6 protein-coding genes are annotated in these 13,361 nt (G+C 54.1%); 1 reads left to right on the forward strand and 5 read right to left on the reverse strand.

The features are described from left to right. Nucleotides 1-62 precede the first annotated feature (62 nt). The 5 genes from KO216_RS08015 to rpsL all read right to left on the reverse strand — a co-directional run bounded on the left by KO216_RS08015 (nucleotide 63) and on the right by rpsL (nucleotide 11,406). A complete protein-coding gene (locus KO216_RS08015) occupies nucleotides 63-6,845 on the reverse strand; it encodes a DUF5979 domain-containing protein (RefSeq protein ID WP_215523693.1) in 6,783 nt (2,260 codons plus the stop codon). 212 nt (nucleotides 6,846-7,057) lie between these two features. Further along, entirely contained in the window at nucleotides 7,058-8,248 is a 1,191-nt protein-coding gene (gene tuf, locus KO216_RS08020) for an elongation factor Tu (RefSeq protein ID WP_215523694.1), read from the reverse strand. Between the two features lie 127 nt (nucleotides 8,249-8,375). Beyond that, the gene (fusA, locus tag KO216_RS08025; protein WP_309547300.1) at nucleotides 8,376-10,538 is read right to left on the reverse strand and encodes an elongation factor G; all 2,163 of its coding nucleotides are present in this window, start codon (nucleotides 10,536-10,538) and stop codon (nucleotides 8,376-8,378) included. A gap of 21 nt (nucleotides 10,539-10,559) precedes the next feature. Further along, nucleotides 10,560-11,030, reverse strand: a complete 471-nt coding sequence (gene rpsG, locus KO216_RS08030; protein ID WP_215523695.1) for a 30S ribosomal protein S7 — start codon at nucleotides 11,028-11,030, stop codon at nucleotides 10,560-10,562. A gap of 1 nt (nucleotide 11,031) precedes the next feature. Continuing rightward, complete coding sequence (gene rpsL, locus KO216_RS08035) at nucleotides 11,032-11,406, reverse strand: 30S ribosomal protein S12 (RefSeq protein WP_022864284.1); 375 nt, start codon at nucleotides 11,404-11,406, stop codon at nucleotides 11,032-11,034. A gap of 398 nt (nucleotides 11,407-11,804) precedes the next feature. Between rpsL and KO216_RS08040 the strand changes: the two genes are divergently transcribed. Then, nucleotides 11,805-13,361, forward strand: a complete 1,557-nt coding sequence (locus KO216_RS08040) for an isochorismate synthase (protein ID WP_215523696.1) — start codon at nucleotides 11,805-11,807, stop codon at nucleotides 13,359-13,361.

Raw genomic sequence — 13,361 nt, forward strand, 5'->3', positions numbered from 1 at the left:
TCTCCAGGCGGCAAGCATCCATCCCGCGGGTAAGCGTGGCAGGCACGCGCGGTGAATTATTTTCATTCGCGCCTCCTATGCCACATCACGGCTGCCGAAGCGGCCACCAGGGAGATTCCCACCAGCCACAACCAGGGCAAATAGCCGCCGGTTAGCGGGAGATTCCCAACTCTTACGTCCGCCAATTCGATCTGCCAAGCCTTGACGGTATTGTCCGGCGCATAGGTGGCTATCAGACCAGAACTCTTGGCTTCCGGATCGAGCTTAACTGCGGTGTCTTGCTCCGCTTTCTGATCGGCAGGATCTAGGGCGACGGCAAACTTCCATCCGAAGGGGAACCTTTCGCCCGCATTCTTGCCGGCATTGGTGTTCCCCAGCAGATAGTTGCCAGGTGGCAGTTCGGTCTTCGATTCATACACACCCGACTGGCCCTCAACTGGCACCAGCTCGATCGGCGTCCCGGCACTTTCGTCTGCGTTTCTCTCATATAGGGAGAAGGTAGCATCCGGCACCACCTGTCCGTTAGGCTTGGGAGCCGTTGCCTTATAGATACGCACTTTGGTGCCATTGCTGTAAACCGTGTACAGCACCACGCCCTGTTTGGTGGTTCCATCCAAAGTAATCTCAAAAGTGCCCTTGCCGGGATCCGTATCCTTAACTGCCAGCTTGGTCTTGTTAGCTTGGGAGAAATCCATGTTGTCATAGAAATAGAATCCCAGTTTATCCACGTCCCAAGGCACCCAGTTGCCTGCCACTTTCAGGTACGGTTTCGCCGAAGTATCCGGTTTGGTACCAGTCAGCTTGCAGGTGGTACCCACCGGCACCAGCGGAAGCTGCGCAAAGTTGCCGCGCCCTGCCTCGGCGGTACCGGCTATCGCAGGATAGCCCCCATCGGGTGCCGGCAAACCAGCCGGGCGAGTACAGGTGTAGTTGTACGCGTACTTGTTGGTTTCCGGCAGCACCTCATCGCGGCGCTTGCCCTCTACTGCGGTACCTATCTGATATTGATCGAAAGGCACCAGATAGAAGTCCTCGAAGGTAATAGTGGTTTCCTTCTTGCCTTCGGGGTCCAGACTGAGCGGGGTGACCTTTAAGACACCCGGGGTTTGCGAGTTGCCCAATGCCTCAGTTTGCTCAGTAGCCCCCTCGGTTACTACTTTGGCACTGGGGTTCAAGTACACCTGCGGATTCGTGTACTTGGCAACCGGGTCTTTCTCGGCCTGGTTTTCATGCCAGATCTTACAAGTGGAGCTGGCGGGCACGAAGTTACCGCCGTCCTCACCGGAGAGCAAGGTGAGTTCACCAGTGCTCAAGGTGGTCTTGTCGTTAGCGCTCAGATCCATCGAGCCCTCGTACACTTTGGGATTGCCCTGGTCATCTCGCAGATACTTATCGGTGCATTGATAGTGCGCCTTGTAGCCAACTTCCCCTTTATCGACCAGGGCTTGACCCACGGACATATAGGAGGCCGCATCATCTTTTCGCACCTTCTGCACCACTTTTAGTTTGGCGGCAGGACGCACGAAATCGTTATTGATGGTAAAGAGGGATTGTTTTTGTGTACTCCCCTGGCCACTCACATGATTGGGGTGCACAATGAAGCCCACAATTCCCTGGTCACCACTCATTAGATTCAGGTTAGAATCATCATCTACCTGCGAATTTTTTCCTTTGTTATAGCTGAATAGACCCCTCAATCCGGCAGCATCTGCGGTCTGCGTGTCTTGGGTTGGATCCTTCTCAATGGTGGTAGTCACCTTGGCATCCAGCTCTGGGAACTTTTCCTCTGCCAAAACGCAGCGATACCCGACTGGAATCAGCTGGTTGGCGACGGCATCCTCCCACTTTCCAGGCTCAGTGGCACTTTCTTTAAAGCTCAACGCCACTCTAATAATGGCGGCGGCGCTACTATCGGGAGGCAACTCCGCGTCTCCGGCTCCAATTAGGGGCGGCGGCCCGCAGTAGAGGCGAGCGTCAAAGGTCTTGCCTCTAGCTAAGGGCGCCCCATTGCCGGTATTAGTTAAACTCACTTTCACCTGGGTTTTTTCGAAGACATAGTTATTCCAAGAAACCATAGCGCCGGCAAAGTTCTCGGGCAGGGTGCTGGGAACTACCGGATTACGGGGATCCCCATTCGCATCTTTTAAGTTGTCCCCGACAGTCGGGTTATGGGGATCATTGGGTATAAATGCTTCGTTTTTCCCTGCTTTTTTGTCACGCGGCAAGAGCACCTTAACCTGAATCTCTCCGCCCACATTTTCGGCGCGGCACTTATCGGAAGCATCCGTGCACTTTTCGTTTCCTTCGCGGTCACGACCGCGGTATCCATTGGTAATCTCCCAATAGTGACTCCATACAGTTTCGTCTACTTTGGCACCAGCGGGGTCTTCAGTGACGGTACAAACCGCGCCCGCCGGCAGGGCATCAATCACATGCCATTCACCCTGTTGGAAACGACCCATTTCAGTGCTGGCACTGGGATGCAGATTGCTCTCTTTCAGCCTAGAAGGCAAGTCATTGCCGAAAGTAGCTTGGGCATCGGTATTCAGCCCAATGTCACGGGGTGCGGGGATATTGATGGGCTTTCCATTCAAGGAGCAAGACCAGCTCACCGGGAAGTGCTTATCACCAGAAACAATAGTTACGCCCTCGCCGCCGACTTTCTTCTTCAGGTTGAAAGTCGCCAACTGCAAGCGGTAATCCCTCTGCAAAGCGATGCTTTGGCCATCAGCAGACGTCCACTGATAACTATATTTGTCCGCGCTGGCTGTGCCCCCGGCACCTGTCCAGGCCGGATCCTGCAAATCGGTTCCAGGAATCTTCAAAGTCGCTTCGTTGGTGGTAGCCGTACAGTCCCAATTGGCGGGTACTTCCAGGGGCGTAACGGTACCCCCATTAGACAGTTCTGGTGAGAAGGTTGCCGTAGATGTTACCGCGCCATTTTTGTACTGGCATTTAACCTCAAGAGGAACCTTGGTGCTATCAGCATCATTGGGGGCAATCCCCAGGACGGCTTGACGCCATTCGTCCGGAACAGTAATCCGGTCGCCGTTGGCGGTACTATTAGCATCCTTGGAAGTCCACATGCTGGAGTGAGCAGCCAGATTTACCGTGGTGGTCTTGGCCTTAGCCCATAGGCGAATAACCACGCTAACGCTGCCACTGCCACTAGGAGAAGTGAATTGGGTGTTGATAGGGCCTGCATTTGCCTGGTTGATATCATCAACATTCGCCCACTTCCAATCTATTCTGCCTTCTAAATCGGCAAGCGGAGCCTCCACCCGGCAATCCGAACCCTCAGGGATATTAGTGGAATCAACAATGGTGCTAGTACCATTCTTCAAATCAAGCGTGACGGGTACGGGCGCTCTGTCCGTTCCGCCATTTGTGCATTTAACCTGTGCGTCCAAAGTATCGGGAATCTTTAACGCATCATACTGGGGACGAGATTTCACCAGCCCCTGTACCGAAATCTCACCCGAGCCTGGCAGCGAATACTTGGTTTCCAAATTGGCGGTAGATCCGCTTTCGGTGATCGTCACCGTCTGTGGAGGAGCCTGGTACCTAACATTCAATCCCGCAATGTCTTGCGGCTCTGACTGAATGGTGCACTGGGAACCAACCGGCAGATTTTCCAAAGACTTGGAAGTTTTTTCGTTGCCATTTGCCGGGATAACTAACTCATTGACTGTCTGCCCCGCCTCTCCCGGCAGCTTACAGGACACCGTAACTTTATTGTTCTTACCTTTTATGGTGGACTGCATGGCGGAATCCGGGGTCGGTGACCCCCAGGCTATCTTATGGTTTATAGCCAGGTTAGCCAGCTTATAACTAAGGTCGTTCTTGACGTTAACCGGAGTTTCAATCGTGGTGTCAGTTATGGTGGTGCTGATTGGACCCGGCATCACCAGCTGGGCGTTGGGCACAGCAGCGGGAGCTCCGATCGAATCCTCGGTAAGATCACATCTAACCCCGGCCGGCACCTTTTCCACTAGCTTAGACTCGGTGGACTTAACACCAAAGCTTGCGGTGTCTTGGCCGTCAATCGGCACGGTAACTCCCTCGTCGGTGCATTTCAGGTGCATGGGGAAGTCCTGGCCAATACCCTGACTGGCGGCCTCGCCGGTCAGCTCTTTAGTTACCCGCAACTTGCCTTCCAAGCGCTGTAAATCCTCGGTTATGTTAATAATTTGTTTGCCGGGAGAGTGTACCCAGAAGTAGTTGTTGCTGCAGGCTTTAGGAGTTGTGGGTTTGCTATCGTGGTCTGCCTGACAGATAGTAGATTCGTAACTGTCCCTCACGACTACGCCGGGGATATTTACCGACTCGCCCACATCGGTACCAGGTCCGTGAATGTTCTGGTTCGGGGGAACCGTTGAAAGTAAACAGTGAGTACCGACCGGCCAGGCATCCTTGCCGTTTTTATCCTGTCCCAGGATAACTTTGGCGGTACCATCGGGTTTCACTCCTACCCAGTCGACTCCTACGTAGCCGGGATAGGTTCCGGTATTTGTTTCCGGCAACTCGGGGAGCTTAGTGGGGTCAGCCATGAACCGACAGTTATAGTACACTGGAACCTTTTTAGGTAATTTGCCCTCTGCGATTTTTTTCGCCAATGCGGGATCATTCTTGGAGTTAGAGAAATGCAGGGTAACTTCCACGTGCGCTCGCAGGGAGTTATACACAGTATGCGAAACCAGCTGCGAGTCTTTTTCGGTGGTGACAGTGGGATCCTGAAGCTTGATTTTACCCACGATGATATTCTTTACCGACTGCTTTTGATCTTTTATTTTCTGGGTTTGAGCCTCGTCTACCGCAAAGTTAGTTCCAATAAAATAGCTGTCAGAAGTAAATTTCATACTCGCGGTAGTGACGTCATACCCCTCGGGCATCTCGATGGTTTCCGTGATAGTACACTGGGTACCTACTGGAACTGGCGTCGGAGTTATTTGAAGTTTGCCCAGCTTGGCGATAATGTTCAACTCTTTAACTTGTTGGGGACCAGCGACCGTGGGGGGAACAACATATTCATCCGGCTTATCTCCCAGGGGATCTTTACACTCCCATTTATAGGAGTATTTGGCGCCATTAGTGTAGTGAGGAGGCTTGCCTCCGACTTCGTAACGAATCTGATCATTAACTGTTGAAACGGTCTTTTCGAAGGTCAACTTTTGCAGCGGGCGCGAATAAGTCGCACACTTAATCGAGAAAAGCTCACTAATCTTATTCGCAGGGATCTTAAACCCGACGCGCTCGTGCGCGGGATCATTTATCTCTTCAGGCGTGAAAACTTCGGAATCTCCAGTGGCTCTACTCAAACCTTGGCAGCGGACGTTCTTCCCATTAAGCTTGGTGTGCCAGTATTCAGTGGTATGCCGGGGGAAAGTAACATCCACCCCGCCGGTCATCTTTGCCTTAGTAAGACTGATTACCACCCGACCATCTTTACCGGTGGTATAGTACTGCGACTTTACGGAAGTATCTGTTGGGGTAAAGTCGATTCTTTGACCAGCATTGGGTTTTACATAGCGGAAATCCTGGTCTACCAGATCGGAAGTTAGCGAAAGGTGGGTATCCTCCCACATCCAACGGCGCATGGTTTGTTCAAAAGTGCCGTTGGCAATGCCATCCTTCGTATTTGTCTTGTAATATTCTCCATTTTTATCAAACCAACCATTTGGTTGATTGGAGTTATTATCGTGGTTAAATTCAATATATTGGTAATTAGGACTGTCCTGTTTAGGGTCAGCTACACCAGTTAGAGCGCGCAAGAAGGCGGCACGGGTATTAAAATTCTTAACCCAGGTTCCCATGCCCATAGTGCGAATATCGCCGCCGAGGTTGCGAATCCGCCGGGCAACATCTAGCATACCGAGACGACCAGGGTTAGCGGTCAAAGGAAAATCATTGAACTTCCACGCGTGATCATCTTCGCTATCTTTATTGTCGGGGTCGTCAACAAAGTTCTTGGAGGGAGTATCAAGATCTTTACTTATCAAATCCTGGTTAAGTTGATCCTCGTCGGACTCCCCATCCACATAGTGGTTAATTTGCCAAACATCCTTGTTCCGGTTATAAATCGATTTACTGAGATGCCAGTGGGGGTCGGACACCGACATAATAATAATCTTGGAATAGAGAGGTCGGGGCTCGAAATCGGGGTCGCCCGCATGCTCTTTTAATTGTTGCTGCCGGTAACGCAGCATATCCATGTAGAGCTTACCCAGCCCCCACTCGCTATTGCCACCAAACTTAGTGGCTAAATTCCCGCCCTTGCCGTTGGTGGCATCCAAAGACCAGACTTTATTCATTACCTTGTTATATCCAGCCTCATCTGCCAGAGAGGTGGCTTGCAAGTCGGGAGTGTTATTCCCCCAGGCGCCCTCGTCTTGTTTACGGGCGTAGTGGTAGATACCTATAGACAGCGGGGAGCCTTTTAGCTTCTCAATTACATTCGCTACTGCCCGGTTTTGATCCCAGTTACGGCACTTGCCGTCGCTTAGACGCTTACGGCTATCTGGTATTGCGTCGCCGTAATCCCTAGGGCAAGGAGTGTTCCAGTTGGTACCAGGAACCGCCCCACCCATGGTTTGGTATCCATAGAATGACCCCATCTCGAATACTAAGGCAATAGAACCAGCGCTCTTGATATCCTGGGATTCCGCTTCCCGAGGAGGATCCGAGGGCCAGGGGTCATCCGCACCGCCAATGATCGGGTGAGCCGGGTCAGAGGGTTCTGCCTGCGCTTTAGGGAGCGCCAATACCGCCACCGGAATCAACGCGAGCACCAGCCCCAAGAGGGTCAGCACCGCGGTGAGCTTTTGATATCGCTTATGTCCTGCCACGTTGCACCTAACAATCCTAGTAAAACTACGCCCCCCCCGGGTTACCCGGCAAGGGGGCGAGCAAGATACCTTTGGAACTAATCCTAAATTACAGTTAGTTAACCCGTCAAGCACTTTTTATGAATACGTGCAGCTCGCTCACATCATGAGACGATAAAAAATCGCGCCCCGAGAGGTATCTCTCGGGGCGCGATTTAAACTAAAAGGTTAGTTTACAGATCGATCTTGGTTACACGACCAGAACCAACGGTGCGGCCACCTTCACGAATAGCGAAGCCCAGGCCGATTTCCATAGCGATCGGCTGAATGAGCTCCACCGAGATTTCGGTGGTGTCGCCGGGCATAACCATTTCCTTGCCCTCGGGCAGGGTGATAACGCCGGTGACGTCGGTGGTACGGAAGTAGAACTGGGGACGGTAGCCAGAGTAGAAGCTCTTGTGGCGGCCACCCTCGTCCTTCTTCAAGATGTAGACCTGACCCTCAAACTTGGTGTGAGTGGTGATCGAACCGGGCTCTACTACAACCTGGCCACGCTCCACGTCTTCACGCTTGGTGCCACGCAGCAACAGACCGGTGTTGTCGCCAGCCTCGGCCTGATCCATCGACTTGTGGAAGGTCTCGATACCGGTAACGGTGGTCTTCTGCGGTGCGCGGATACCCAGGATTTCCACCTCGGAGTTGAGCGGGAGCTTACCGCGCTCCACACGACCGGTAACTACGGTGCCACGACCGGTAATGGTGAAGACGTCCTCGATCGGCATCAAGAACGGCTTATCCAGGTCACGAACCGGTTCCGGAATGTACTCGTCAACCGCTTCCATCAGTTTCTGAATCTGGCCAACCCACTTCTCGTCGCCTTCTAGCGCCTTCAAAGCGGATACCCGGATGACCGGGGCGTTATCCCCATCGAAGTCCTGGCTGGACAGCAGGTCGCGGCATTCTTCCTCGACCAGTTCCAGCATTTCTTCGTCGTCAACCATGTCGCACTTGTTCAGCGCAACCAGAATGGCGGGAACGCCCACCTGACGAGCGAGCAGTACGTGCTCACGGGTCTGCGCCATGGGGCCGTCAGTTGCGGCAACCACCAGGATCGCGCCGTCCATCTGAGCTGCGCCGGTAATCATGTTCTTGATGTAGTCGGCGTGACCGGGGGCGTCTACGTGTGCGTAGTGACGCTTCTCGGTCTGGTATTCCACGTGGGAAACGTTAATGGTAATCCCGCGTTCACGTTCTTCCGGAGCGTTGTCTACGTCCTCGAAAGGAGTGAAATCGTTCAGTTCCGGATAGGTGTCGTGCAGCACTTTGGTGATAGCCGCGGTCAAGGTGGTCTTGCCGTGGTCAACGTGCCCAATAGTACCAATGTTAACGTGCGGTTTATTCCGCTCGTACTTAGCCTTAGCCACTTAATGTCCTCCTGGACTCGGGTAGTTATCTATCGCTTGGTTGTCAAAGTAAAGGTTAACACCCAACGCGAATGATCTCCTACGGGTTTTTCTGTGATTTTTAACAAAATAAAGGCACCCGCGAGGGCTATTCGCCTCGGGTCTTTGCAATGATTTCCTCAGCAACTGAGCGGGGGACCTCATCGTAGCTGTCAAACTGCATGGTGTAAACGGCGCGACCCTGCGTCTTTGAACGCAAGTCACCCACATACCCAAACATTTCCGACAGCGGAACCTTTGCCCGGACTTCCTTCACTCCATTGACATCGTCCATGGACTGAATAAATCCGCGGCGAGAGGAAAGATCGCCCATCACGTCGCCCATATACTCTTCCGGAGTCCGGACCTCTACGGCCATAATCGGCTCCAGCAAAGTGGGCTTAGCGCGGCGAGCGCCCTCCCTCAAAACCATGTTACCGGCAATCTTGAATGCCATTTCTGAAGAGTCGACGTCATGGTAAGCACCATCCGTCAGGGTCGCTTTGATACCGGTTAAAGGATAACCAGCCAAAACGCCACCCTCCATGGCTTCTCGAATGCCCTGGTCTACCGAAGGAATGTATTCACGAGGAATACGTCCGCCGGTAATCTTATTAACAAACTCGTACGGTTCTTCCGCATCCGTGGGAAGCGGCTCGAAAGTAACCAGTACCTTTGCGAACTGGCCAGAACCACCGGTCTGTTTCTTGTGGGTGTATTCCACATCCTCGACCGTCTTGCGGATGGTTTCGCGATAGGCAACCATGGGCGCGCCCACGTTTGCTTCCACGTGGAACTCGCGTTTCATCCGGTCAACTAGCACGTCCAGGTGCAGCTCGCCCATACCGCCAATCACGGTCTGGCCGGTCTCGTCATCTAGACGCACGGTGAAGGTCGGGTCTTCTTCTGCCAGGCGCTGAATCGCAATTCCCAGTTTCTCCTGGTCAGCCTTGGTCTTCGGCTCGATGGCCACGTGAATAACCGGATCTGGGAAGTTCATCGACTCCAGAACTACCGGCTGATCACTCTCACACAAGGTGTCGCCAGTGGTGGTGTCCTTCAAACCCACAAAGGCGTAAATGTTACCAGCGTGCGCAACCTCAATCGGATTTTCCTTATTGGAGTGCATCTGGAAAATCTTGCCTACGCGCTCACGCCGTCCCTTGGTGGCATTCAGCAGCGGGGAGCCCGCCTTGATGTGTCCGGAGTAAATCCGAACATAGGTCAGCTTGCCATAGAACGGGTGCGCGGCAATCTTAAATGCCAGCGCCGCCAAGTGGGCGTTCTCGTCCGGAGGACAAAGAATTTCTTCTTCCTCGTTATTGGGGCTGTGTCCTTCCAGCGGCGGTACATCCAGCGGGGAAGGCAGGTAACGCAAAACCCCATCTAGAACCGGCTGTACGCCCTTGTTCTTGAACGCGCTGCCCGCAAACACCGGGTAGATTTCGCTCTTCAAAGTGAGTTCGCGAATACCGGCAATAATCTGATCGTTGGTGAGCTCACCGTTTTCTAGGTAAGCCTCCATCAATTCGTCATTGGCTTCCGCCGCTGCGTCAATCAGTTTCTCGCGGTATTCTTCAGCGCGATCTTTAAGATCAGCGGGGATTTCACCATATTCGAGAACCGCACCCAAAGTGGGGTCACCCTCGGATACTTTCGCGCCCTTCTTATTGGCCTCTGCGGCCTGCTCGGCACTAAAGGTTTCCGGGAAGTAAACAGCCCGCATTTCCAGCAGGTCAACGATTCCCTTGAACTCGGCCTCGGCGCCAATCGGCAGTACCATCACTACCGGCTTGGCATGCAGACGATCCTCGATGGTTTTCACCGAGTAGTAGAAATCAGCACCCAGTTTGTCCATCTTGTTGACGAAGCAAATACGGGGCACGTCATACTTGTCGGCCTGACGCCATACGGTTTCAGACTGGGGTTCTACACCCTCTTTACCGTCAAATACGGCCACGGCACCATCGAGGACGCGCAGGGAGCGCTCTACCTCTACGGTAAAGTCAACGTGACCAGGGGTGTCAATGATGTTGATCTGTTGATCATGCCAAAAACAGGTGGTCGCCGCGGAGGTAATGGTAATCCCGCGTTCCTTTTCCTGTTCCATCCAGTCCATGGTTCCGGCACCATCGTGGGTTTCCCCGATCTTGTAGTTGATGCCCGTGTAGTACAGGATGCGTTCGGTTACAGTGGTTTTACCAGCATCAATGTGAGCCATGATGCCGATGTTGCGAACCTTAGATAGGTCAGCAAGCACTTCTAATGCCACAATTGTTCCTTCCGGTTAGAGTTACCAGCGGTAGTGAGCGAAAGCCTTGTTGGACTCCGCCATCTTGTGCATGTCTTCACGACGCTTCACCGCAGCACCCAGGCCGTTGGAAGCATCCATAATTTCGTTCATGAGGCGTTCGGTCATGGTCTTTTCGCGGCGCTGCCTAGAAAAGTCAACCAACCAACGCAGCGCCAAGGTGGTCGCCCGGGAGGGACGAACCTCCACCGGCACCTGGTAGGTGGCGCCACCGACGCGGCGAGAACGCACTTCCAGAGCGGGGCGAACATTTTCCAAAGCGCGCTTTAGCACGCTAACCGGATCCTGTTCGGTACGCTCACGCACGCCCTCGAGCGCGCCGTAAACAATACGTTCCGCCAAAGCTTTCTTGCCGTCTAGCAGAACCCGATTCACCAACTGGGTGACGATGGTCGAGCCGTAAACCGGATCTACCGCCAAAGGGCGCTTGGGAGCTGGACCTTTACGAGGCATACTACTTCTTCTCCTTCTTCGCGCCGTACTTAGACCGGCCCTGGCCACGGTCACGCACACCCTGGGTGTCAAGCGCGCCGCGCACGATGTGGAAACGCACACCGGGCAGGTCCTTTACACGCCCACCGCGCACTAGCACGATGGAGTGTTCTTGCAGATTATGTCCCTCACCGGGGATGTAAGCGGTCACTTCAATGCCGCTGGACAGGCGAACACGCGCCACTTTCCGCAGTGCCGAGTTCGGCTTCTTCGGGGTGGTGGTGTAAACACGAGTGCAAACGCCGCGGCGCTGGGGCGAGCCCTTTAACGCGCGAGTTTTACTCTTCGCCTTCTTAGTTGAGCGTCCTTTGCGGACCAACTGTTGGATGGTAGGCACTACTTCTCCTGTTACTGAATGTCGAAACACTTGCCACGCGGTACCGAAATATCGGCCCCAGAAACGGGCATACTGCACCGCCGGGGCCGGCCCGCAAGGTTAAGGCTGCATAGGATGCTGGCCTTGGTAATCAGCGGATCGCGCCTAACTGACTTACCCTTAACGTCCGGAGCTCAACGGAGAAGAGCCCGTGCCAGAAAAATCTGGCTAGTTCGGGGCCCGGTATCGCGGGCACCATGATTAAAATTAGCCAGCCACCCTGTCGCTGGTCAAACCGGATTAGCAAATAAAAGCCCTTTTGTGACTGATTCCATGAGTAAAGCTCCGATTTTAGGATCCTGCGTCAATATTACAGGCGGGTTCGTGTCGGCTCGATTCCTGGCTTATTATGAGGAATCGTGTGTTCATCTAGCCTGCCCGCGAGCGAAGTTTTGCAATACCGCGTATCCAGGCTTCGCAATCGCGAGTGCAGCTTTGAGCAGGTATTTGAGCTTTTAGAGCAAAATCAGCATTTGCTTTCACCTGCCACAGCTGAGTGCCGCACCCTTACGGTTTGGAGCGGCAAGCGGCTCAAGTTGGCGGGTTTAGGAATAGCTTGGAAGGCCTGCTTTAGCGGCGAAAATGCTTTTTCTGCAGCCGAGGACGCCTGGCGAGGGCTGTGTGAAAGCAGCCAAGACGCTGCTGGGGGCGAAGACGAAAATCCCGCTTTAGCTGCGGAATCTCGACAGGCGACAACGAGAGAAAACTGCTGTTCAGAACCGGGAAATACTCGCAGTTCAGAACCTGAGAAAATAAGCTGGCCGCTGGTTTTAGGCAGTTTCGGGTTTACGCCCGCTACCCCCTCGCTGCTGCTAGTTCCAGCTTTAGCGGTGGTTTCCAGTGGCGGTAACACTTGGCTGTGGCAAGCTCGCTTTCAGGCAGGGCAAGAAGATTTCCGAGGACGCCGGGGAAATTCCGGCGCAACTGCCGATAATGTGCAAAAGGCGGCAGGGACCAATAAGGAAGAAGCCCAAAGCGATGCCTCGGGCAATAACGCGGAAGCAACAGAAAACACGCAGGTTGGCGACCCTTCCTTGCGCTCTTGCCCCGCGCGAAATACCAACGTAGCAATTCCCCGGCAACCATCCCCGCTATCCCCTTCCGATCCCGCGCAGGTAGTTAGCGAAACGTATCCGCACTTGCAGCCGGATGCATGGATGGCGGCAGTGGGGCGCGCGTCCGCGGAAATTCGCGCCGGGCGAGCAGAAAAAATCGTACTTGCCCTCGACCGGGAACTACGCTTTTACCAGGATGTTTCCTTGGTGCGGGTTACCAAATACTTGGCTGAAACCTACCCCACCTGCTGGACTTATGCGATTGGTGACCTGGTGGGAGCCAGCCCCGAGATGCTCGCCAGCGTAAGCGAAGGGAAGCTGCTGTGCCGCGTCCTCGCGGGCTCGGCCGTTCCCTCCCAGGAACAACGCTTGCTAGGCGATCCTAAAGAGCAACTTGAGCACCGGTTGGCAGTTCAAAGCGCCGAAGATTCGCTAACTGGACTTGACTTAGATTTAGAGGTGCCTGCTCCCCGCTTGCTGCACCTGGGATACGTTACGCATTTGGCGACCGATATTACCGCTGAAAACCTTGCTGATCAGGGCGTTACGTCTCTGCGTGCAGCGGCGGCACTTCACCCCACGGCAGCGGTTTGCGGAAAGCCCCGCGAAGTAGCTGCCGCGCGTCTGGCTGCGCTAGAGAATATGGATCGGGGTCGTTACGCCGCCCCGATTGGATGGATGGATGCTGCCGGCGAGGGCGAATGGGCAATTGCTTTGCGGTGCGCCGAGCGCGACCCGGCTCGCGCAGACACTTATCGCCTGATTGCTGGCGCTGGGATCATGGCAGATTCCGATCCGCAGCGCGAGCTGGCCGAAACCGAAACCAAAATGTCACCCATGCGCCGCGCCCTCCAGGCGTAA

It is taken from the genome of Varibaculum prostatecancerukia (assembly GCF_943169825.2).
Taxonomy (GTDB): domain Bacteria; phylum Actinomycetota; class Actinomycetes; order Actinomycetales; family Actinomycetaceae; genus Varibaculum; species Varibaculum prostatecancerukia.